This window comes from Rhodococcus sp. WS3 (assembly GCF_003797085.1).
In the GTDB taxonomy this organism is placed as follows: Bacteria; Actinomycetota; Actinomycetes; order Mycobacteriales; family Mycobacteriaceae; genus Rhodococcus_F; species Rhodococcus_F globerula.
Genome location: NZ_RKMA01000001.1, coordinates 462,096 through 483,317 on the forward strand (window position 1 = coordinate 462,096; position 21,222 = coordinate 483,317).

Genomic DNA, 21,222 nt, shown 5'->3' on the forward strand with positions numbered 1-21,222 from the left:
AGCCGAGCCTACAGAGGGACTTCCGAACTGACTGTTTTCGCGGTCACAGCCTTCGCAGGCACCAGCAGCCAACCCACGCTCGCAATGATCACCACAGCTCCCATCGTCGCGAAGGCTGCCGAGTACGAGAAATGCTCAACCAGTAGTCCGGCGCAGATCGGCGCGACCACACCACCAACGTCGGACATCATCTGGAACACCGCCAGAACGGGACCACCGCGCGCCTTGGACCCGACGACGTCGGCAACCGCAGCCTGCTGCGACGGACTCATCAAACCGGAGCCCGCGCCCGTCACGGCAGCAATCAGGAAAAACGCCACCAAGTTGTGCGTGAATCCGATCGCCATCGTGCCGGCGCCGCAGACAACCAGCCCGGCAAGCACAAACGGTTTACGTCCGTACTTGTCCGAGAGCCGACCCGAGAAGGTCAGAACCAGCGCATTTCCGACCGCAAAAACTGCCAGCGCATATGCGGCCACCGAGTCTTCACGACCGAGAGCCTCAACGACAAAAAGCGGGACCATCGCGACGCGGACGCCGAAAATGACACCACCGAATGCCAGATTCGAGCCCAGAGCAGCGCGATAGACCGGCGAACGTAGACCCTCGGCCAACGTCATAGGCGTGATCGCCGCACCCTTGTCCGGCGACGCAAGATGTGAACCACGCAGACTGAAGAAAACCACAGCGGCAGCGATGACCAGCGTTGCCGCATAGATGAGGAACGGCATCCGCAGGCCGAACTGCAGCAGCGCGCCGCCAAATATCGGACCGGTAATCGAACCCATCAGGAAGCTCGTCGCATACAGACCGGATACGCGTCCCCGATGGTCGGGCGGCGACATCCGGATAAGCAGGCCAAGCGCCGACACGGTGAACATGGTGGAACCGATACCGCCAAGTGACCGGAACAGCAGCAGTTGCCAGTACTCCTGCGCAAACGCGCACGCTCCGGTGGACAGCGCGACGATCAACAGTCCCAGGATGTACACCGGGCGCTCGCCGAGTTTCTGCACCAAGGTGCCGCTCATCGGCGCAAACACCAAGCGCATAAATGCAAACGACGAAATGACGACTGTGGCGGCCGTAACCGACACATCGAAGCTGCGGGCGAACTGCGGTAGCGCCGGGGCAACGATGCCGAATCCGAGAGCGATGACGAAGCTGGCGGAAACCAGCACCCAGATTTCCTGTGGCAGCCTGGCTGCGCGAGTTTTCATGTCGCCCGGGATTCTAGCCGGGCGACACGAGCGGGCCGCGAGCTAGTTCGCGTTCAAGACACCTGACACCAAGTCCTTCGCTGCCGACTGAACCTGAGCCAGATGATCGGCGCCCTTCATCGACTCGGCATAAATCTTGTACACGTCCTCGGTTCCCGACGGCCTGGCCGCAAACCACGCGTTCTCGGTGGTCACCTTCAATCCGCCGATCGCGGCGCCATTTCCGGGCGCTGCCGTCAGCGCCGCGGTGATCGGCTCCCCCGCCAGTTCCGTCGCGGTGACCTGCTCCGGTGACAGTTTTGCCAGTACCGCCTTCTGCGCGCGGCTCGCGGGCGCGTCGATACGGGCGTAGGCGGGGCTACCGAACTTCTCGGTCAACGCTGTGTAGTGCGCCGACGGCGTCTTGCCGGTCACCGCCGTGATCTCGGACGCGAGCAGTGCAAGAATGATGCCGTCCTTGTCCGTCGTCCACACCGAACCGTCGTGACGCAAGAAGGACGCTCCCGCGCTTTCCTCGCCGCCGAACCCGACCGAACCGTCGAGCAACCCGGGTACGAACCACTTGAAGCCGACGGGTACCTCCAGGAGTTCGCGTCCCAGTCCGTTCACAACGCGGTCGATCATCGATGAGCTGACCAGCGTCTTCCCGACCTTCGTGCCGGCAGCCCACTGTGGGCGGTGAGCAAAGAGGTACTCGATGGCAACGGCCAGATAGTGATTGGGGTTCATCAAACCGCCATCGGGGGTGACGATTCCGTGCCGATCGGAATCCGCGTCGTTTCCGGTGGCGATGTCGTAGCGATCCCGAATACCGATCAACGACGCCATCGCGTCAGGCGAGGAGCAATCCATGCGGATCTTGCCGTCGGTGTCGAGCGTCATGAATCGCCACGTCGGATCGACCAGAGGATTGACGACCTCGAGGTCGAGGTGATGAGTCTCGGCGATAGCTCCCCAGTAGTCGACACTGGCGCCGCCGAGCGGATCTGCGCCGATGCGGATACCCGCGTCGCGAATGGCGTCGAGGTTGAGCACCGACGGCAGGTCGTCGACGTAGTAGCGCAGGAAGTCGTACCGCTCGACCCTGGCCAGCGCCTGTTCCGTCGTGACGCGCCGGACGCCGGCCAGTCCGTCGCGGAGCAGTTGGTTGGCACGGTCCGCGATGACCGACGTGGCATCGGTATCAGCCGGGCCGCCATGGGGCGGGTTGTACTTGAACCCACCGTCACGGGGCGGATTGTGCGAAGGCGTCACGACAATTCCGTCGGCCTTGGCCTCGGGCGCAGTGGAGTTGTATCGCAGAATCGCGTGACTCACAGCGGGTGTGGGGGTATAGGCGTCGCGCGAATCAACCAGCACCACTACGTCATTGGCAACAAGAACTTCGAGCGCAGACAGCCAGGCCGGCTCGGACAACGCGTGCGTGTCGCGGCCGATGAACAACGGCCCGTCAATGCGCTGCGACGCGCGGTACTCCACGATCGCCTGCGTAGTTGCCAGGATATGCGCTTCGTTGAACGCGCCGTCCAGACTGGAACCCCGATGCCCCGACGTCCCGAACAGCACCTGCTGCATCGGATCCTCAGGATCAGGTGTCCGTGTGTAATACGCGGAAACCAAGTGCGGAACGTCGATCAAATCCTGTGGTTGCGCCACCTGTCCTGCTCGTTCGTGCGCCACGAATCCCCCTAAGCCCGGTGGTCGACTACGCAGCCGACACGACTGCCGCTCATTCTCTACCCTGTGATCTGAATTCCCAACCAGGCGACGCTCAGCCCAACGACAAGACTGGCGATGATGTACACCAGCGACATCGCCGTCTGACGCTTGTCCAGCATGCCCACATTTTCGGTCGCAAACGTCGAGTACGTGGACAAACCGCCGCAGAACCCGGTTGCAAGCAAGGCCGCCATAGCGGTGGAGAGTGTTGCGCCGGTAAACAATCCGAGGAGAAAGCAACCCAGGACGTTAGCCGCGAATGTTGCTGCCGGAAATCCCCGGTATGTCGGGACGTATTTCGCGAGCAGGTACCTACCGGTCGCTCCGGCGCCTCCGCCGATCGCTACGAGGAGAACGGTCATACGTTCGCCCCCTCACTACGACGCATCCAGCGCTCGCCAAGGGCTCTGCCCCACGCTGCGGCCAAGATCGCCGGAATCAAAGTGCCGAGGACGTACAGAATAGATCGCATCGGACTTTCGGTAACCGCGTGAACCGCAAACGACGAGAACGTCGTGAAGCCACCGCAGAATCCCGTGCCCAAGAAGATGTACCAGACCTTGTCGTGAATCAGCAGTGCCGCAAGCACTCCGAGGATCAACGACCCCACGACATTGATCACGAGAGTAGTCCAGATATGGGGAAACCACTCGCCCAACCCGTATCTCGTCATCGCCCCGAGCGCACCACCGGCGGCCACCGCTCCGATAGCCGCCGGCAAGCCCAGTTCACTCATTCGCGCTCCTCACTCGCTCGAGCCAGATCTACTACTGAGCCAGACCCACTTCTGAGCCAGACCTACTTCGGCGGCCGCGGAATGAAGTAGCTCGTCCGCTCCTGGTACTCACGATAACCGGGGCGGTGCGCCATGTGCTGCTCGAGAAGTCGCGCGCCGGTCGCAAACACGAGAAAATATGTCATCGCAATCGGTGAGAGAACCGTCAACACTCCTGGCCATACCGATGCCGCGACGAGGAATATGCCCCACCACACGCAGGCGTCACCGAAGTAATTGGGATGACGCGTCCACGCCCACAGTCCCTGATCCATGATGTGCCCGGAACTGCCGGGATCGGACTTGAACTCGGCCATCTGACGATCGGCGACCGCCTCGAACGTCACACCGACCAGCCACAACACGACGCCCAGGAGTACCAACAGGTTGAACCCACCTGACGACACCGCGGACACCTGAATCGGCAGCGACACAAACCACAGGGAGATACCTTGCGTCACATAGATTTTCCGTATCGCATACAGAGTTCGACTGCCGGACGCCTTTCCCAGCATCTGCTCGTACCGAGGATCCTCGCCCTTACCGCGCGAGCGCACAGCCATGTGCCACGCCAATCGCAGGCCCCAGATGCCGACCAACGCGAGCATCAGTAGACGGCGCCACAGATCGCCCGCACCGACTACTGCCGATACTGCGGCAATGACGACAAAGCCCACACCCCAGGACACGTCGACAACATTGTGCCGGCCGATACGTATACCGATCGACGCCGTAACCGCCATCGTGACGACAACCGCCAGAAAGCTCGCGAACAACATCGGACCGAGCGTCATCGAAGACATGACGGCCTCACCGAAAGAATCTGATCCACACCCATCCGCCCGTCACGAAATGCCATGCCACCGCCGACGAGGTAGAGACGCCACACCCGGGCGACCTCCATGCCGACCAGCTCGACGACACGATCGAAGTTGGACTCGAACGTCTCGATCCATGAGTCGACTGTGCGCACGTAGTGCACCCGAAGCGCTTGAACGTCAAGCACTTCCAGCCCACCCTCCTCGATCATCGCCACGGTGCGCCCAACTGGACGCATATACATGTCGGGCGCAATGAACGACTCGATGAATGGCCCACCACCCGGATGCGGCCCGGTCCGCGACATCTGCTGGATCAGCACGCGACCACCCTCGATCACATTGTCGTGCAGCGCTTTCACATACGTCGGGTAATTGTCCTCGCCGACATGCTCGCCCATTTCGATCGACGCGACGGCGTCGTAGGGTCCGTCCGGAATTTCACGGTAGTCCTGCAGTCGGATCTCGACCCGATCTTCGAGGCCGAGCGATCGGACCCTCGAGTCGACAAACGCCTTCTGCTCCGCCGAGATCGTCACTCCGACAACGTGGGCACCGTACTCGCGAGCTGCGTGGACGCTCAACGAACCCCACCCGCAACCAACGTCGAGTAAGCGTTGCCCGCGCGCCCGATCGAGTCCGATCTTGCGGCATACCAAGTCCAGCTTGTCCTTCTGAGAGTCTTCGAGAGTGTATTCCGGTGCATCGGAAGTCCAGTACCCCGAGGAGTACGCCATGTTCTGGTCGAGGATCAGCGAATAGAAGTCGTTCGACAAGTCGTAGTGATGACCGATCGCCGCCCGATCCCTCGACATACTGTGCAAGCGACCCTTGACCCGCGCCTGCGACACGGGAGGTGGCAACGGGCGCCCGAACACCCCCAAGGATCTCGCGGCCTTAACCGCGGCGAGGATAACCGACGGTGACGGCGAGATCGACCCCAGCCCACGCTCGGCAGACACTTTCCACACATGCGTGAGTGCTTCGCCAAGATCGCCTTCGACGTCGAGTTCGCCCAGAACATACGCCTGCGCCGCACCCAACTCTCCGGGATTCCACAAGAGTCGTCGCAGCACGTTTGCGCTGTGAAGCGTCACTTTCGGCGCATCGACCGGCCCTGCTGCGCTGCCGTCCCACGCCGTCAGCCGAACCGGAAGTTCGCCGCCGACAAGCGGACTGAGGATTTCCGACAGACGACCAGCAACGCCGGCGCCTTGTATCGATCGATCTATCGTGGTGGTCATCGCGGGTTCCTCCGATCGAGAATCACTTGCTGCACATCGAGATATCCGGAACGGAAACCCGCTTCGGAATAGCAGAGATAGAAATGCCACATGCGGGTGAATACGTCATCGAATCCGAGCGCTGCGACCTCCTCCGCGCGGGCACTGAACCGCTCATCCCAGAGGCGGAGCGTTTGCGCGTAGTGATCACCCATCGACATGCGTTCACGCACACGAAGAGTGGTCATGCGTTCAGTGACGTCCTCGATCGCCCGTATGGAGGGCAGGAAACCTCCCGGGAAGATGTACTTGTGCACCCATGTATAGGTGTTGCGGGTAGCCAACATCCGATCATGCGGCATCGTGATTGCTTGGATCGCGGCACGCCCACCCGGCGCCAACAGGGAGTCGATCTTCTGGAAGTAACTTCCCCAGTACTGGTGGCCGACCGCCTCGATCATCTCGACCGACACCACTGCGTCGTACTCCCCCTGCACCTGCCGGTAATCGAGAAGGTCGACCTGAACGCGATCCGCCAGTCCCGCAGCGCTTATCCGCTTGGCTGCCAGTTCCTGCTGTTCCACCGACAGCGTCACCGAACGCACCGTCGCACCACGCTGGGCTGCTCGGATCGCCAATTCCCCCCACCCAGTGCCGATTTCAAGCACTCGCGAACCAGGCCCGACGCCCGCACCGTCCAGCAACCGATCAATTTTGCGGTGCTGGGCGGCTGCGAACACGTCCCATGACTGGGAGTCCCCTACTGACAGGTCGTCGAACAGGGCACTGGAATAGGTCATCGTGTCGTCGAGGAATAGTTCGAACAACTCATTCGAGAGGTCGTAGTGCCGCGAGATGTTCGAGCGGGTGTTCTGCGTCGAATTGCGTTCACTACGTGGCTGCTTGGGAATGTAGAGGCCACGCAACCGCTGCAGAAAGTCTGGAATCAGTGTCGCCACGCGAGAGGCAAAAACTTCCAGGACTGCGGTGAGATCGGAGGCTTCCCAGTCACCCGCCATGTACGACTCACCGAATCCGATCAGACCACTGTCGCCCACCCGAGCAGCAAAGTCATCCGGGCGATGAATGACCATCAACGGCGAATCGGGTCCACCGCCGCCCGAGAAATCACCGTTCGGCATCTGAACGCACAGGGGCAAGCGCGCGACTGCCTTGTGGAACAGCGCCCGTGCAACCGGCGACGCCACCCGCACCTTGAGGCCGCTGGGAACGGTGGCAACTCCTGGCCAGCGTTCGACCTCAGCGCTACGAGTCATTGTTGTCATCACGGTTGTCATCACACTGCCTCCTGCGGTTGATGTTGCGGCCGTGGAACTACCGGTAATCGTCTGGCCCACAACCTGATGCCTTGATATCGAATCTGCGCGGAGACCCTCAGTGGTGCAGTCGGAATCGCGAGAAAGCTCCGAATTATCACGCCCGCGGTGGCCGGAACACATCGACCACGTACCGTGGCGACAAAGGGTGCCTGATCCGGTCTGGCAAGCACTATCGACAGCTCCACCGATTCCTTGGGAAGCGGTAGCCTCATCCGGTACTCGCCGGAAACGTCATTGAACGGCGAGACGTAGAACTCCTTCGGCGTGCGTGCCGCACCATTGTCGTTGGTCTCGAGCAGGTAGCAGTGCCGCTCACCATAGGTGTTGTGAACTTCAGCCACCACACACCGCACGGCGCCATCGTCATTCAGGCACCAGAACACACTCAACGGGTTGAACACATAGCCGAGTACACGCGCATTCGCGAGCATGAGGATCCGGCCGCCGCCGAACTCGATTCCGTTGGCCCGCAAGAACGACTCGACGTTTACGCGAATCGATAGGGTGGGATCGCCGAGATGATCTGCAGCCGTGAACCTCGCCAAGGGACGCAATGCTTTCGGCAGATGCGGCAACTTGTCCACATCGACCAGCCAGCTGTAGCTTTTGTACTCGAATGTGTTGTGCAGCGGTTCTGTTCGCACGTGGCGAATACTCGTGTAGACGATGGACGGTGTAATCGGCCCGGTCACTGCCACCGACCTCCGACCCGCTCCGCGGCACGCAAACCCGACAATGCACCGTCCTCGTGGAAACCCCACCCGTGGTACGCGCCTGCAAAAGCAAGCACATCCGAGTCCAACTCGGAAAGCCGGCTTTGAGCTGCAACGGAAGTCGGCGTGTATTGCGGATGCTCGTAGGTCATCTGGTCGATGACGGAATCCGCGGCGATCATGTCCTTGCCACCGAGAGTCACGATGTACCGTCGACCGGTCTCCGGTAGACGCTGTAACCGGGTCATGTCGTAGCTGACGAGCACGTGATCTGGCCTCGCATCGCAATGCGGCAGGTAGTAGTTCCACGACGCCCGCGCATTCGAATTGTCGGGCAGCACAGTCTCGTCTGTGTGCAATTGGGTGTGATTGATCGAATACGGCATAGCCCCGAGAACCTCGTGCTCCGTGGCCGTAGGATCGGCGAGAATCTTCAGCGCTTGCTGCGGATGCGTCGCGATTACCACCGCGTCGTATGTCTCGAGCCGATCATCTCCCCCACGAATCTCGACTGAATCACCGTGCCGGTACACCGCGTGAACCGGCGTGTTCAGGCGAACGGCACTGATGCTCTGTGCCACAGCTTTCACGTACTCGACCGAACCACCGGTTACCGTCCGCCAGGTCGGCGAACCGGAGATAGTAAGCATGCCGTGGTGATCGAGGAACGCGAAGAGGTACCGCGCCGGATACTCGAGAGCGGCCGACGGGTCACACGACCACACCGCGGATACCAGCGGGGTCATGAAGTGCGCGGTGAAGTAGTCCGAGAATCTGCCGTTACGCAGGAATACGCCGAGCGTCTGATCGAGCGTCGAGGCAGTCGAGGCAGTCGAGGCAGTCGACTCCTCGGGCTGCTCGAGCAGTGCACGCGCTCGTCGATGAAACCGCTTGACCTCCATCAACATCGACAGAAAGCTGCCGTTCACCAGTAGTCCAGGCGTTGGCAGGACCCCGCGCAGCCCCTGCCCGCCGGAATACTCGAGGCCACAGCCCTCGCAGCGGACCGACATGCTCATGTCCGATTCCTGTGTCACGACACCAAGTTCGGCAAACAATCTCAACAGTGTCGGATAGGTGCGGTCGTTATGCACGATGAACCCTGTATCGACAGCGAAGTTGCGACCTTCAGGATCGGTCACCGCATGTGTGTCGGCGTGTCCCCCGAGCCGCGAATCCGCTTCGTAGAGCGTGACGTCACTGTCCTTACTCAGCACCCACGCCGCTGTAAGACCTGCGACCCCGCTGCCGACGACTGCAACCTTGCGCTTGTCAGAACTCCGCTTCACCGAACTCCGTCTGCCCGAATTCATCGTCGCTCGCCTGCCTTCGCTTCGGTAGTTTTCTCTGCGCTCTCCGAGACCATTGCGATTTCCGAGACCGCATCTGCTGCCAGTCGGTGCCACAGTGATGGCCGCCGCAGCATGAAGTGTCCGGCACCTTCGACGCCGATCCACTCGGCGTCGAGGCCGGATCTACGCGCTCGCTCGACCGCCGCTTGGGAAAGATCCGGGTCGGTCCAGCGGTCAACCGTGCCGTGCACTACCCGCAGCAGGCAACCCTGTCGCAGTCCGAAGTCCGTCCCTGCCGTCCACCATGGCGCCAGCGCGACGACTCCTATGACTGCCGCGTCACCCGACAGAGCGGCGGCTACCCGTCCACCCATCGAATGTCCGAGCAGAATCACCTGCGCGTCAGAGTTTTGTGCCTTGATCCGATCGAGTACCTGCCGCGCATCTGCAACCGGGCTCTGCTCCCGACCGTTCCACCCTCGTGTGCGATACCTGACCGCCACGACATCGAATCCACGTTGCCGAATCGCTGCCGAGAACGGGCGCATCCGGAGGTTCGACAGATGCCAGAATCGCGAACGGCGGTGACTCGAAACCTTCCCACCAGGCAGAACCATCACTGTGAGGTGGCGATCGTCCCGATACTGCGTCCGATGCTGAAGCGTCATATAGGGCATTCGGCACCGAAAGCCTGGCGGATTGGGGCTTAGCGAGATTTCTTCTCTTGATCGGAAGCGTCCCCGCGGGGACGCTTTTCGAAATCTGTCGGTGCCTCGATCTACTGTCGAATGAACATTCGAACCGGGGGGTTGGCATGGACACAGACAAGCTCGACAGAGATAACGACAGAGATACCGATCACGTCATGGGCTTCGCGGCCAAGCGTGAAGCCGTCGACAACATCGGCGTGGAAATCTGCGCACTAGCTGGACAAATCGCCGCAGCGACCGCTCGATTCCTCACGCTGCTCGCCGACTTCGACGAACAACGAGGCTGGGCCGGTCCCGGCCTACATTCATGCGCTCACTGGCTCTCCTGGAAATGTGGCATGAGCCTGCACACCGGACGCGAATACGTTCGTGTCGCCAAAGCACTCCGCCCTTTGCCCGCGATGCGGAAAGCGTTCGAACAAGGCAATTTGTCCTACTCGAAGGTTCGCGCACTTACCCGAGTCACAACTCCCTCAAATGAGAAGCAGATGGTTCGACTCGGCCGCGAAGCACCTGCCGCACAGATCGACCGTCTGACTGCCGGGTTACGCAAAGTCGCCGACAACGAATCCGGCAAAAGTAAAGCGCCTGAACGCTTTCAAGTCCGCTGGCATTGGGACCCCGACACGGGCGATTTTGTCATCAAAGGTCGCCTCGCTGCACAGGACGGCGCCCGTATCCTCGCCGCACTCACCTCGGCAGAACGTGAACGAACACAGACAGCAATGCCGTCACCCGACAACGAGCCCAAGATCGACAATGACGATGACGCCACCGCGTTATCGGACGAGCCGATCACTCAGCAGAACGCTGCGAAAAAACCACCCGGCGACATCGCACCGGCGCTCCTCGCGATGGCCGAAATAGCTGCCACAGCCCCGACATACAACGCGAGCGGCGTCAGCAACTCGGCCGAAGTGGTGTTTTTCCACGAACACGACAACCTCCGGGTTCCTGGCGGACCTGTACTCCCCGACAACGATTCCGAGGAAGTCCTCTGTAACGCCCACCTGCGCCTGGCAAAGACCAAGAAGCAATGCGTGCTCAATCTAGGCCGGAAGACCCGCGTCACCAGTCACAAACAAATGTTGGCGTTGAATTACCGTGACGGAAGCTGCCGGACACCAGGATGCGGTCGAACCAGATTTCTGCACGCTCACCACGTGCAATTCTGGGGCCGCGGCGGAGAAACCAACCTCGACAACCTGATCCTGCTGTGCGGGACCTGCCACCGAGCGCTACATCGTGGCCAGTTCACCATCACTGCTCTTGGTGATCAACAGTTCGAGTTCCAAACGACCAACGGAGACGTCATCGATCCGGCCCCTCCGATCAGCGGTTTGGCTGATCAGCTCCTGCGAGGCGACATCCCGGACAACGCGATCATTCCGAACTGGGGCGGCGACCCCCTGCACCTGGACCACGCAGTCAGTGTGCTCCTCGACGGCTGGGCAGCATAAAGCGTGACGGGCAGGGTGCATACATAAGCGTTGATCGGGCCATTGTCAGGCATAAAAATGAGGCAGGCCCTACACCCGCTTTCGAGTGTCTGACCTGCCTCTTTGTGGAGCTGCCGGGAATTGAACCCGGGTCCTACGTTGAATCGCTAGGGCTTCTCCGTGTGCAGTTCGCTAAGTCTCTACTTGGATCTCCCAGTCTCGCGAACAAGCCAGGATGACGATCCCAGTCACTGTTTGATGTCCCATCCAACTCCGTGACCGAGCCGAACAGTAAAGCCCTCTAGCTGATGCCAGGATCCGGGTCGAGGGCAACCCCGGGCTGACAGACACGCTTCGCTACTTAGGCAGCGAGAGCGTAGTCGCGCTGATTGGAATCGGCGCTTATAGGTTTGCAGCGACGCTTACGGTGGTCTCTTGCCTGCACCGACACGCTTCCCCTAACTCAACACACGCAGTCGAAACCGTTCAGCCCCGTGTGTGCCCCGCGTCTTTCGTGGGGCTACCTACTATAACGCGCTGCCGCACGGAAGTCATACCAATTAAATCGAGCGTTCTGCTGTGCTGGTGATGTTGGTGATCATGCCCTCGAAAACGACGCCATGGAACGGCAGGATCGAGTACCAGTACAGTCGCCCAGCCAAGCCTCGCGGGAAAAATACAGCGCGCTGCTCCAGACGCGATCCACCACCTTGCTCTTCGGAGACGCGCTGCCCCTCCGAAACTCTCAGCTCCAACCACGCCCCACCGGGGACTTTCATTTCGGCCCGCAGTCGCAGCAACTTTCCTCTGTCGATTTCTTCGACCCGCCAGAAGTCCAGGGCTTCACCGGTATTGAGGTGACGCGGATCACGCCGACCCCGCCGCAACCCGACGCCGCCCACCGCTCGGTCCATCCATCCTCGAATTGCCCAGGCCAAAGGGAATGAGTACCAACCGTTCTCGCCGCCGATGGATTCGACCACCTTCCACAAGGTCTCCGGGTCCGCGGCACAATCACGTTCACGATGGTCGACGTACACCGTTTCACCGGCCCAATCCGGATCAGACGGTAGAGGATCCGACGGTGCGCCGGCGATGGTCGCACCCGACCATGAAGTCTCGACCTCTCCGTTCTCGATCTTGCGCAGAGCCAGCCGTACCGCTTCGCGATACGTGGTGAGCCCGCTTTCGGGCGGCGGGATGAAACCGTCGATGTCGTGATTGTGCATGACGGCATCGTTCTGCAGTGACTCGATCAGCGGCATTGCGAGCCCGTGCGGAATGGGCGTGACCAACCCCACCCAGAGACCGGCGAGCCTCGGGGTCAGGACCGGCAGAACGACAATGCGCCGACGCACCAACCCCGCAACATCGGCGTAGGCGTTCATCATCTCGCCGTACTGCATGATGTCCGGTCCGCCGATATCGAATGAGCGGTTGATCTCCGGAGTCGTGGCCGCCGCAGCCACCAGGTAATGGAGTACATCACGCACGGCAATCGGCTGAATCTTGTTGTGCACCCATTTCGGTGTGGTCATCACCGGCAGGCGATTGGTCAGGTGGCGAACCATCTCGAAAGAGGCCGAACCTGAACCGATCACCACGCCGGCCTGGAACACGACAGTCGGAACGGCAGAGTCCAGCAGGATCCGGCCGACTTCCAGCCGAGACTTCAAATGCGTCGACAGTTCTGCGTTTGATGGATGCAGTCCGCCGAGGTAGACGATTCTGCGAACACCAGCGGCCGCAGCCGCTTCGGCCACATTCACCGCGCTGCGCTTGTCGACATCGGAAAACGAGCCACCACCGCCCATGGCGTGGACAAGGTAATAGACAACATCGATATCGTCGAAAGCGCCTGCAAGGGATGCCTTGTCACTCAGGTCAGCTTTAACTACCTCGACGGACTCGCGCCACGGCACATCGCGCAACTTCTCAGGACTGCGTACCAGCACCCGGACGTGATGCCCCGCTGTAACCAGCCTGGGAGCCAGACGCCCGCCGATGTAGCCGGTAGCTCCTGTGATCAACACTCGCACCGTATCCATCACACCACGCTACGCAGAAAACCAACTGCTACGCAGAAATCGAACCTCGGAGCGCCAACGCCGCCTCCAGATCATCGGCCGTAAGCGCCATGTTGATTCCGGCTCCGGCCTTCGCGCCAGCTGCTGCGGCCATGATGACCTGCGCACTCGGATCGACAACGTTGCCTGCCGCGAAGACGCCGGACACGCTTGTGGCACCCATCATGTCGACGGTGACGAACTCACCCATCATCGTCGCCGCCGTCGCTGCGCCGAACGATCGCAGAATCGAATCGTTCGGATCCATCGTGACCGCGCCTCCGACAAAGATTGCCGACCGCGCAACAGTTCTACCGTCGGCCAGTTGCACTCCAACGAGACGATCATCCTCGAGCACGGGCGCTGCCACCTCGCCTTCGACGATCGAAATATTGAGCGCTGCAAGCTTTTCCCGATCCTCGGCGCTGAGATCCTCGATCCGATGGAGGAACAGCACCACATCGTCCGACCATTGACGGATCATCGGGGCCTGATGCATCGCGAACTCGACGCTCTTGGCAATGACACCCAAAGGCTGATCGCGCACGTCGTATCCATGGCAGTACGGGCAGTGCAGGACGTCGCGGCCCCACCGCTCACCGAAGGCACTGAGTTCATCCGGCAACCTGTCGGTCAATCCTGTCGCCACCAGGACTTTGCGCACCGAGATTCGAGCGCCGTCAGCAAGGGTGATCGCGAATCCACTCCCACGGGAACCTTCATCTCGGTCGACCGCCACGACGGTCCCGTCATGGAACTCTCCACCGTATTTCCGGACTTCGTCGCGTCCGATGGCGAGGAGTTCGGCTGGATTCATCCTGTCACGAGAGAGGAATCCGTTCATGTGATCTGCGGCTGCGTTGCGCGGAGCGCCGTTGTCGAAAACCACAACGGATCTGCGGGCTTGACCGAGGATGATCGCGGCGTTGAGTCCGGCAGCGCCGCCTCCTATCACTGCCACGTCGTAGGTGTCTGCTGCGTCGTAAGAGGTCTGTGTCATGAATTCAGGATTGCATCGCAACGCCAACTTGACAAACATGATTGCTGATTTGGCAAAATGGAAGAATGACCGAATCATCGTTCGACGCCGTCCTCGCGGGAATCGGCCCGCGTCTGCGCACACTGCGCCAACAATCCGACATGACGTTGACCGATCTCTCCGAGGCCACGGGTATCAACGTCAGCACGCTGTCGCGGCTCGAATCCGGAACTCGCCGAGCCAACTTGGAGTTGCTGCTGCCGATTGCGAAAGCGCATGGCGTCCCGCTCGACGACCTCGTCAACAGCAAGATCGCAGACCCCAGGGTGCGGGAAGAACCGCAAAAGGTGGGATCGATGACGATCATTCCGTTGACCAGCCAGCCGGGAAACCTCCAGGCCTACAAGATGATCCTCGCGCCCACAGAGGACATCCGCGAGCCGGGTACGCACGAAGGGTACGAGTGGCTGTACGTGCTGTCGGGCCGGGTCCGGCTACAGCTCGGTGATCGCGATTTTGTCATGGGCGCGGGTGAAGCCGCCGAGTTCGACACTCATATCCCCCACCGATTCAGCGCCGCAGACGGCCGCCCGGCCGAGGTGATCAGCCTGTTCGGCAAGCAAGGTGAACGAGTACACCTACGCGCTGCGCCGGCCGACCGCCGCGGCTGAGATCAGGCCGACTACTACCCGCGCATGCCCTTGATCCGACGCCCCAGCTCGCGGGTCACCTCACGCTCGGCGGTGCGCTTGGCCATGTCCTGACGCTTGTCGTAGTCCTGCTTACCCTTGGCGAGAGCAAGTTCGACCTTGACCTTGCCGTCGGAGAAGTACATCGACAACGGAACCAGCGTCTGATTGCCCTCGCGGGTCTTGCCTACGAGGTGTTCGATCTCGCGCTTGTGCAGCAACAGCTTCCGGGTCCGACGCGGCGAGTGGTTGGTCCACGAGCCCTGTGTGTATTCCGGAATGTGCAGCGATCGAAGCCACACCTCACCGTTGTCGACGGTTGCGAATGCGTCCACGAGTGACGCCTTACCTTCGCGCAAACTCTTGACCTCGGTGCCCACGAGCGCGATTCCCGCTTCGTAGGTGTCGATGATCGTGTAGTTGTGACGCGCTTTGCGATTGGTCGCAATGACCTTGCGGCCCTTTTCCTTCACTGTCCGGGCCTCTCAGTCCGCTGTCTTACCCAATAATGCAAACAACTCTTGCTCTCAGCATAGAAGGCCGTGCAAACCAATTACTCGCGCACGTACAAACGAAGCGTGACATACGAGGTGATCGCTGCCATTCCCACACCGGCGAGGACCAGGAAGGGTGAGACGAACAGGATGTCACTGTTGGATATACGGGCGACGATGTTGGCTTCGTAGACGTCGGCCAGCACTCCGTCGATGAACAGATTCTTTGCCGTGAAGAGCCCGGCGATCGCCAGCACCGCACCGATCAATGCGGCAACAATTGCCTCGAGCAGGAACGGAAGCTGTGTGTACCAGCGTGTTGCGCCCACCAGCCGCATGATGCTGACCTCGGTTCGACGTGTAAATGCGGCGATCTGAACCATGTTGGCGATCAACAGAATTGCGGCAATAGCCTGCACGACGGCGATGGCAAAGGCGGCATTGCGGACACCACCGAGGACGCTGAAGAGACGGTCGACGAGCTCACGCTGATTGAGAACGCTCTCGACGCCTGGCCGCGAACCGAACGTGTCGTTGATGACGCCAAATCGTTCCGGGTCGCTGAGCTTGACCTTGAACGACGCCGGGAAGCTGTCCGGACTGACCAGTGCTGCCAACTCGGGTTGGTCCTTGAACACTCGCTCGGTCGCGTCCTTCACCGCGTCGTCGCGATTGAGGAACTGAACCGCGACGACGGACGGTGTCTGCTCGAGTTCCTGCCGCAGAGTGCTGCAGATTTCTTGCTCACATCCGGGGTCTGCGGCGGAAATGTCGTCGGTCAGGAAGATCTGGACCTCGACGCGCTCGAGGAAGATTTGCTGCGTCTTACCGGCCATCTGAACCACGAGGAGGCCGCCGCCGAAGAGTCCAAGCGAAATGGCGGTCGTCAAGATCATGGCAATGGTCATCGTGATGTTGCGGCGCAGGCCGGTCAGGACCTCGCTGAAAATAAAACTGGCACGCATCGGGGAATCCGATTCCTTCTCGAATGATCGGCGGCTTCGCGGCTACCGGTGGGCGTTCGGACGAGTGGTGAGCAGTCGGCGTTTACCTGCCGACGCCGTACACACCCCGCGCTTCGTCTCTGCTGACCTTGCCGAGATCGAGTTCGATGACTCGTCGACGCATCGAGTCGACGATGTGGTGGTCGTGAGTGGCCATGACGACGGTGGTGCCGGTGCGGTTGATGCGCTCGAGCAGCAGCATGATGTCCTGGCTGGTCTCGGGATCGAGGTTGCCGGTTGGCTCGTCGGCGAGGAGGACCAGCGGCCGGTTCACGAAAGCGCGCGCGATGGCTACGCGCTGCTGCTCGCCACCGGACAGTTCGGTCGGAAGGCGATCGGCTTTGCCGGCGAGGCCGACCATGTCGAGGACCTCGGGAACGGTGCGCGCAATCACGTCGCGTGGCTTACCGATCACTTCCAATGCAAACGCGACATTCTCGGACACCGTCTTCTGCTGCAGCAGTCGGAAGTCCTGGAAAACGCAACCCATGGCCTGCCGCAGCTTCGGAACTCGACGTGCCGACAACTTGTTGACGTGGAAATCCGCGACCTCGATGTCACCGGACGTCGGCGACTCCATTTTCAGCAGTAGACGCATGAAGGTCGACTTGCCAGAGCCGGAGGGGCCGATGAGGAAGACGAACTCCCCCTTTTCCACCTCCACACTGACATTGTCGAGCGCCGGCCTGGTGGAGGCCTTGTAGGACTTCGACACGTTCTTCATGCTGATCACAACAAGCCAGTCTAGCCGTTATCGAACAGTGACCTTGGAGCAACGCGCGGCGAGTGCGCCCGTATTACCCGGCTCCACTGGTTGTCGCGGCTGTTGTGCTCGGAATTGTCGTGACTGTGCTGTTGGAATTGCCCGAGTCGGAATTTTCGTTGCCGGAGTTACCGACCGGAGGGCCTGGAGGCGGTGCTGTCGTCGTCACCGTCGTCGAAACACCGCTCTGAGCTGAACCGGGAGTTGCTGAACCGGGAACCACAGTCGTCGACGGCACCGATTCCGAGGACGGAGGCGTCGAAGATTCCGGGACAGCTGTTGTCGTTGTCGCCACCGGAGGCTGCGTGTACGGCTCCGTCACCGACGATCCTGCGGCCGGCGCGGGCGTGGCCACGGTTGGCTCCGCCGGGTTGAGATACGCGTTGGCGACGTAGGCGAGGATCCAGGCCACGACCAAGATGAATGTCGACGTCCGCATCCGGCCACCGAACAAGCGGGACGGCATCCAGTCGAGATGGATGAGCCGGTCGAGACCGCGCCGGGGTTCCTGCTCGGTCATTCGCTCGCCTCCTCGATGTCGCCCGTATGAAGTCCCGGCGTGACGGTGATTCCTTGTCGACGCAGTGCCGCGGCAACTCGCACACGCAGTGCCCGGCCGACTTGGAACTGTTTGCCGGGTAGCGTGCGCGCCACCATCCGAATGCTGACTTGATCCACTTCGAGGCTTTCGATGCCCATGACCGTCGGCTCGTCCAGGAGAAGCTTCTTGAGTCCACGGTCGGACATTGCATCGACGCCGACCTGACGCAAGACCTCGTTGACGCGGTTGAGATCGGCAGTGGCGGGAACCGGAACGTCGATGACCGCGCGTGCCCAATCCTTGGACAGGTTGGTCGCTTTCACGATCTGACCATTGGGAACGGTGATCACTTCACCGTCGGCGTTCCGCATTCGAGTGACTCGCAACGTCACGTCCTCGATGACACCTTCGGCGTCGTCGGACGAGCCAGTGATCGCCAGTCTCACGGTGTCGCCGAATCCGTACTGGCGTTCGGTGATGATGAAGAAGCCCGCCAGAATGTCCTGCACGACGCGCTGCGCACCAAAGCCCAGTGCCGCGCCGAGCACCGTTGCCGGTGCGACCAAACTGCCGATCGGCAGGTTCAGTTGGTCGAGAACCTTGAGTGTCGCGATCACGTAGATGAACGTGATGATCACCCATGTGATGACCTGCGCGACCGAGTGACGATGCTTGGTCGCCTCCGACCGCACCAGAGCGTCACCCAACTGATAGTTGGCGTCGATCTGGTCGGTGACCTTGTTGCCGCCCCAGCTGACCAAACGGGCAAGGATCATCGCTCCGAGCACGGTCATGAGGACCGACAATCCAGGGTTCTGGAGCCAATCGAGCAGGTTCTGCCCAGGTCTGAGAAAAGTCATCGTGCCTTTCGGTTGCCGCTTATGCGGACTGGTTCTCGCTCATGCGCCAGCGAATGCCGGCCTCGAGGAAACCGTCGATGTCACCGTCGAGCACTGCGGACGGGTTGTTGACCTCGTACTCGGTGCGCAGGTCCTTGACCATCTGGTACGGGTGCAGGACGTACGAACGCATCTGGTTGCCCCAGGAGCTTCCGCTGTCGCCCTTGAGCGCATCCATCTCGGCTCGCTCTTCCAGACGCTTGACCGCCAGCAGCTTTGCCTGCAGGACGCGCATCGCCGACACCTTGTTCTGGAGCTGCGACTTCTCGTTCTGGCACGTCACGACGATGCCCGTCGGGATGTGTGTCAGGCGAACCGCGGAGTCCGTGGTGTTGACGGACTGACCACCCGGACCGGACGAACGGTAGACATCGACGCGGATGTCGTTCTCGTTGATCTCGATGTGGTCGGTAGTCTCGACGACCGGCAGAACCTCGACCTCGGCAAACGACGTCTGACGGCGGCCCTGGTTGTCGAACGGGCTGATCCGGACCAGGCGGTGCGTGCCCATTTCCACAGACAGCGTGCCGTAGGTGTACGGCCCCTTGATCGCGAACGTCGCGCTCTTGAGTCCCGCTTCTTCGGCGTACGACGTGTCGTAGACCTCGACGCCGTAGTCGTGCTTTTCCGCCCAACGGATGTACATGCGCATGAGCATCTCGGCCCAGTCCGCTGCGTCGACGCCGCCTGCGCCGGAGCGGATGTTGATCAGCGCGTCACGCTCGTCGTACTCGCCGGACAGCATGGTCTTGACTTCCATCGCCGCGATGTCCTCGCGCAGGCTGGCGCGTTCGGCGTCGGCGTCGGCAATCGCGTCAGGGCCTTCGTCTTCTGCCAATTCGTAGAGAATCGGCATCTCGTCGAGCCTCTCTCGCAGCGCCACGATTCGACGAAGCTCCGATTGGGCATGCGACAGCTGGCTGGTTACTTGCTGAGCGTGATCCTGGTCGTTCCACAAGCCGGGATCGGCAGCCTGATGTTCGAGCTCGTCGATGCGTCGACGCAGCTCTTCGACGTCCACGACCGACTCGCAGGTGCGAAGGGTGGTGTCGAGCGCGTTCAGGTCTGCAATTACGTCAGGATGCACGGTTCTCAAGGCTACCGGGTGCCAAACCCTGCAATAACCGCGACTCGAATCAGGACCCGAACCAGAAAGGCGTATCCATGACCGTCACCGACGAATATCTACAGAACAACGCCGCATACGCCGCGCAATTCTCCGGGCCACTCCCCCTGCCGCCGAGCAAACACGTTGCCGTTCTCGCCTGCATGGATGCCCGTCTGGACGTCTACCGTGCCCTCGGCATCAAGGAAGGCGAATCACACGTCATTCGCAACGCCGGCGGTGTGGTCACCGACGACGAGATCCGGTCGCTTGCCATCAGCCAGCGCCTCCTCGGCACCACCGAGATCATCCTCATCCACCACACGGACTGCGGAATGCTGACGTTCACGGACGACGATTTCAAGCGCTCCATCCAGGACGAGATCGGCGTCAAACCGTCCTGGTCGCCCGAATCGTTCCCCGACGTCGACGAAGACGTACGGCAATCACTACGCCGAATCGAGAGCAGTCCGTTCATCACTGCAACGACCTCACTGCGCGGATTTGTCTTCGATGTGGCGACCGGAAAGCTGAACGAAGTTCTGCCCGCGTAGGTAGGCGCACAGATGGGCGCGTAGATGGGACAGGGCGGGCAAGACGGTAAGTTGTCTACCCGTGACCGACCTCGCTTCCGACCTTGTTCTGGCCCTGCGTCTCGCCGACGAGGCCGACGCGATCACTCGCGCCCGCTTCGGCGCTCTCGATCTGCGAGTGGACGACAAACCCGACCTCACCCCGGTCTCCGACGCCGACCTCGCCGTCGAACGCGCCGTGCGCGCGAGCTTGTCAGAGGCTCGACCGGGCGACTCGGTGCTGGGCGAAGAGTTCGGCGGCGACGCGGTATTCGAGGGACGGCAGTGGGTGGTCGATCCGATCGACGGCACCAAGAACTTCGTGCGCAACGTGCCGGTCTGGGCGACCCTGATCAGTTTGCTCGAGGACGGCGTACCCGTCGTCGGTGTCGTCAGCGCGCCCGCACTGAACCGACGCTGGTGGGCGGCAACAGGTTTGGGTGCCTTTACCGCCTACGACGGCGGCGACGCCCGAACGATCGAGGTGTCCGCCGTCGACCGCAGTGAATCCGCAAGCCTGAGTTTTTCGAGCCTGTCCGGCTGGAAGGACCGCGGAATCCGCGATCAGTTCATCGATCTCACCGATCATGTGTGGCGCGTCCGCGGGTACGGAGACTTCTTCTCGTACTGCCTCGTCGCCGAAGGTGCAGTCGATATCGCTGCCGAACCCGAGGTTTCCCTGTGGGACCTCGCCGCTCTGGACGTGCTGATCCGCGAAGCCGGCGGAACCTTCACCGACTTGGCCGGCGGGAGTGGCCCGCACGGTGGCAGTGCCGTTGCCACCAACGGCTTGCTGCACGAAGATGTTCTTGCTCGCCTGAGGTAGCCGGCCAGGTAGCAGAACTCCCCACTCGCCGCAAC

22 protein-coding genes and 1 other RNA gene are annotated in these 21,222 nt (G+C 61.3%); 4 read left to right on the forward strand and 19 right to left on the reverse strand.

What is annotated here, in order from left to right:
• Positions 1–8: 8 nt before the first annotated feature.
• From EEB13_RS02085 to EEB13_RS02130, 10 genes are all read right to left on the reverse strand, one after another.
• The gene (locus tag EEB13_RS02085) at positions 9–1,220 is read right to left on the reverse strand and encodes an MFS transporter (protein WP_033231118.1); all 1,212 of its coding nucleotides are present in this window, start codon (positions 1,218–1,220) and stop codon (positions 9–11) included.
• Between the two features lie 42 nt (positions 1,221–1,262).
• Positions 1,263–2,900: a phosphoglucomutase (alpha-D-glucose-1,6-bisphosphate-dependent) gene (gene pgm / locus EEB13_RS02090; RefSeq protein WP_045070447.1), complete on the reverse strand. Its 1,638-nt coding sequence runs from the start codon at positions 2,898–2,900 to the stop codon at positions 1,263–1,265.
• A 56-nt stretch (positions 2,901–2,956) separates the two neighbouring features.
• Positions 2,957–3,301, reverse strand: a complete 345-nt coding sequence (gene crcB, locus EEB13_RS02095; RefSeq protein ID WP_033231120.1) for a fluoride efflux transporter CrcB — start codon at positions 3,299–3,301, stop codon at positions 2,957–2,959.
• Positions 3,298–3,675, reverse strand: coding sequence for a fluoride efflux transporter FluC (locus tag EEB13_RS02100; RefSeq protein ID WP_116101523.1), 378 nt, complete (start codon positions 3,673–3,675; stop codon positions 3,298–3,300). Before EEB13_RS02100 ends, crcB begins: the two co-directional genes overlap by 4 nt.
• Positions 3,676–3,737: 62 nt before the next feature.
• Positions 3,738–4,517 carry a DUF1295 domain-containing protein gene (locus tag EEB13_RS02105; protein ID WP_141484494.1) on the reverse strand — a complete coding sequence of 260 codons (780 nt, stop codon included), beginning with the start codon at positions 4,515–4,517 and terminating at the stop codon, positions 3,738–3,740.
• The gene (locus EEB13_RS02110) at positions 4,505–5,776 is read right to left on the reverse strand and encodes a class I SAM-dependent methyltransferase (protein ID WP_141484495.1); all 1,272 of its coding nucleotides are present in this window, start codon (positions 5,774–5,776) and stop codon (positions 4,505–4,507) included. The genes EEB13_RS02105 and EEB13_RS02110 overlap by 13 nt, the downstream gene beginning before the upstream one ends.
• Positions 5,773–7,041 carry an SAM-dependent methyltransferase gene (locus EEB13_RS02115; protein ID WP_141485517.1) on the reverse strand — a complete coding sequence of 423 codons (1,269 nt, stop codon included), beginning with the start codon at positions 7,039–7,041 and terminating at the stop codon, positions 5,773–5,775. The genes EEB13_RS02110 and EEB13_RS02115 overlap by 4 nt, the downstream gene beginning before the upstream one ends.
• A gap of 11 nt (positions 7,042–7,052) precedes the next feature.
• A complete protein-coding gene (locus tag EEB13_RS02120; protein ID WP_141484496.1) occupies positions 7,053–7,793 on the reverse strand; it encodes a DUF1365 domain-containing protein in 741 nt (246 codons plus the stop codon).
• Positions 7,784–9,121 (reverse strand): NAD(P)/FAD-dependent oxidoreductase, encoded by a 1,338-nt coding sequence (locus EEB13_RS02125; RefSeq protein WP_141484497.1) that lies wholly within the window; start codon positions 9,119–9,121, stop codon positions 7,784–7,786. Before EEB13_RS02125 ends, EEB13_RS02120 begins: the two co-directional genes overlap by 10 nt.
• Positions 9,118–9,768 carry an alpha/beta hydrolase gene (locus EEB13_RS02130; RefSeq protein WP_141484498.1) on the reverse strand — a complete coding sequence of 217 codons (651 nt, stop codon included), beginning with the start codon at positions 9,766–9,768 and terminating at the stop codon, positions 9,118–9,120. Before EEB13_RS02130 ends, EEB13_RS02125 begins: the two co-directional genes overlap by 4 nt.
• Positions 9,769–9,914: 146 nt before the next feature.
• Here EEB13_RS02130 and EEB13_RS02135 point away from each other — a divergent pair, with 146 nt between their 5' ends.
• Entirely contained in the window at positions 9,915–11,270 is a 1,356-nt protein-coding gene (locus tag EEB13_RS02135; RefSeq protein ID WP_261984427.1) for an HNH endonuclease signature motif containing protein, read from the forward strand.
• A gap of 102 nt (positions 11,271–11,372) precedes the next feature.
• Here EEB13_RS02135 and ssrA read toward each other — a convergent pair.
• From ssrA to EEB13_RS02150, 3 genes are all read right to left on the reverse strand, one after another.
• Positions 11,373–11,743, reverse strand: a transfer-messenger RNA (tmRNA) gene (gene ssrA, locus EEB13_RS02140).
• A 66-nt stretch (positions 11,744–11,809) separates the two neighbouring features.
• Positions 11,810–13,297 (reverse strand): SDR family oxidoreductase, encoded by a 1,488-nt coding sequence (locus tag EEB13_RS02145; RefSeq protein ID WP_141484499.1) that lies wholly within the window; start codon positions 13,295–13,297, stop codon positions 11,810–11,812.
• Between the two features lie 28 nt (positions 13,298–13,325).
• Complete coding sequence (locus EEB13_RS02150) at positions 13,326–14,315, reverse strand: NAD(P)/FAD-dependent oxidoreductase (protein ID WP_261984428.1); 990 nt, start codon at positions 14,313–14,315, stop codon at positions 13,326–13,328.
• 65 nt (positions 14,316–14,380) lie between these two features.
• On the opposite strand from EEB13_RS02150, the gene EEB13_RS02155 reads away from it, so the two are divergent.
• On the forward strand, positions 14,381–14,965 hold the full coding sequence (locus EEB13_RS02155) for a helix-turn-helix domain-containing protein (protein WP_092801048.1): 585 nt from the start codon (positions 14,381–14,383) through the stop codon (positions 14,963–14,965).
• Between the two features lie 14 nt (positions 14,966–14,979).
• Here EEB13_RS02155 and smpB read toward each other — a convergent pair whose 3' ends face one another.
• The 6 genes from smpB to prfB form a co-directional block, all read right to left on the reverse strand.
• Positions 14,980–15,456: an SsrA-binding protein SmpB gene (gene smpB / locus EEB13_RS02160; RefSeq protein WP_033231128.1), complete on the reverse strand. Its 477-nt coding sequence runs from the start codon at positions 15,454–15,456 to the stop codon at positions 14,980–14,982.
• Positions 15,457–15,536: 80 nt separating this feature from the next.
• Positions 15,537–16,442, reverse strand: coding sequence for a permease-like cell division protein FtsX (ftsX, locus tag EEB13_RS02165; RefSeq protein ID WP_033231129.1), 906 nt, complete (start codon positions 16,440–16,442; stop codon positions 15,537–15,539).
• Positions 16,443–16,524: 82 nt separating this feature from the next.
• Complete coding sequence (gene ftsE / locus EEB13_RS02170; protein ID WP_202025995.1) at positions 16,525–17,205, reverse strand: cell division ATP-binding protein FtsE; 681 nt, start codon at positions 17,203–17,205, stop codon at positions 16,525–16,527.
• A 73-nt stretch (positions 17,206–17,278) separates the two neighbouring features.
• A complete protein-coding gene (locus EEB13_RS31360) occupies positions 17,279–17,764 on the reverse strand; it encodes a hypothetical protein (RefSeq protein WP_181317460.1) in 486 nt (161 codons plus the stop codon).
• A complete protein-coding gene (locus EEB13_RS02180; protein WP_033231131.1) occupies positions 17,761–18,645 on the reverse strand; it encodes a mechanosensitive ion channel family protein in 885 nt (294 codons plus the stop codon). The genes EEB13_RS31360 and EEB13_RS02180 overlap by 4 nt, the downstream gene beginning before the upstream one ends.
• Before the next feature lie 19 nt (positions 18,646–18,664).
• The gene (gene prfB / locus EEB13_RS02185) at positions 18,665–19,771 is read right to left on the reverse strand and encodes a peptide chain release factor 2 (RefSeq protein ID WP_033231132.1); all 1,107 of its coding nucleotides are present in this window, start codon (positions 19,769–19,771) and stop codon (positions 18,665–18,667) included.
• A gap of 77 nt (positions 19,772–19,848) precedes the next feature.
• Between prfB and EEB13_RS02190 the strand changes: the two genes are divergently transcribed.
• Both EEB13_RS02190 and hisN read left to right on the forward strand, forming a co-directional pair.
• On the forward strand, positions 19,849–20,343 hold the full coding sequence (locus EEB13_RS02190) for a beta-class carbonic anhydrase (protein ID WP_116101531.1): 495 nt from the start codon (positions 19,849–19,851) through the stop codon (positions 20,341–20,343).
• Positions 20,344–20,404: 61 nt separating this feature from the next.
• The gene (gene hisN, locus EEB13_RS02195) at positions 20,405–21,187 is read left to right on the forward strand and encodes a histidinol-phosphatase (protein ID WP_045070469.1); all 783 of its coding nucleotides are present in this window, start codon (positions 20,405–20,407) and stop codon (positions 21,185–21,187) included.
• The last annotated feature ends 35 nt before the right edge of the window (positions 21,188–21,222 follow it).

Coding starts and splice junctions, on each gene's coding strand:
- EEB13_RS02085 (WP_033231118.1), bottom strand. CDS start 1,220: ATGAAAACTCGCGCAGCCAGGCTGCCACAGGAAATCTGGGTGCTGGTT.
- crcB (WP_033231120.1), bottom strand. CDS start 3,301: ATGACCGTTCTCCTCGTAGCGATCGGCGGAGGCGCCGGAGCGACCGGT.
- EEB13_RS02100 (WP_116101523.1), bottom strand. CDS start 3,675: ATGAGTGAACTGGGCTTGCCGGCGGCTATCGGAGCGGTGGCCGCCGGT.
- EEB13_RS02105 (WP_141484494.1), bottom strand. CDS start 4,517: ATGTCTTCGATGACGCTCGGTCCGATGTTGTTCGCGAGCTTTCTGGCG.
- EEB13_RS02110 (WP_141484495.1), bottom strand. CDS start 5,776: ATGACCACCACGATAGATCGATCGATACAAGGCGCCGGCGTTGCTGGT.
- EEB13_RS02115 (WP_141485517.1), bottom strand. CDS start 7,041: ATGACAACAATGACTCGTAGCGCTGAGGTCGAACGCTGGCCAGGAGTT.
- EEB13_RS02125 (WP_141484497.1), bottom strand. CDS start 9,121: ATGAATTCGGGCAGACGGAGTTCGGTGAAGCGGAGTTCTGACAAGCGC.
- EEB13_RS02130 (WP_141484498.1), bottom strand. CDS start 9,768: ATGACGCTTCAGCATCGGACGCAGTATCGGGACGATCGCCACCTCACA.
- EEB13_RS02135 (WP_261984427.1), top strand. CDS start 9,915: ATGGACACAGACAAGCTCGACAGAGATAACGACAGAGATACCGATCAC.
- EEB13_RS02145 (WP_141484499.1), bottom strand. CDS start 13,297: ATGGATACGGTGCGAGTGTTGATCACAGGAGCTACCGGCTACATCGGC.
- EEB13_RS02150 (WP_261984428.1), bottom strand. CDS start 14,315: ATGACACAGACCTCTTACGACGCAGCAGACACCTACGACGTGGCAGTG.
- EEB13_RS02155 (WP_092801048.1), top strand. CDS start 14,381: ATGACCGAATCATCGTTCGACGCCGTCCTCGCGGGAATCGGCCCGCGT.
- ftsX (WP_033231129.1), bottom strand. CDS start 16,442: ATGCGTGCCAGTTTTATTTTCAGCGAGGTCCTGACCGGCCTGCGCCGC.
- ftsE (WP_202025995.1), bottom strand. CDS start 17,205: ATGAAGAACGTGTCGAAGTCCTACAAGGCCTCCACCAGGCCGGCGCTC.
- EEB13_RS31360 (WP_181317460.1), bottom strand. CDS start 17,764: ATGACCGAGCAGGAACCCCGGCGCGGTCTCGACCGGCTCATCCATCTC.
- EEB13_RS02180 (WP_033231131.1), bottom strand. CDS start 18,645: ATGACTTTTCTCAGACCTGGGCAGAACCTGCTCGATTGGCTCCAGAAC.
- EEB13_RS02190 (WP_116101531.1), top strand. CDS start 19,849: ATGACCGTCACCGACGAATATCTACAGAACAACGCCGCATACGCCGCG.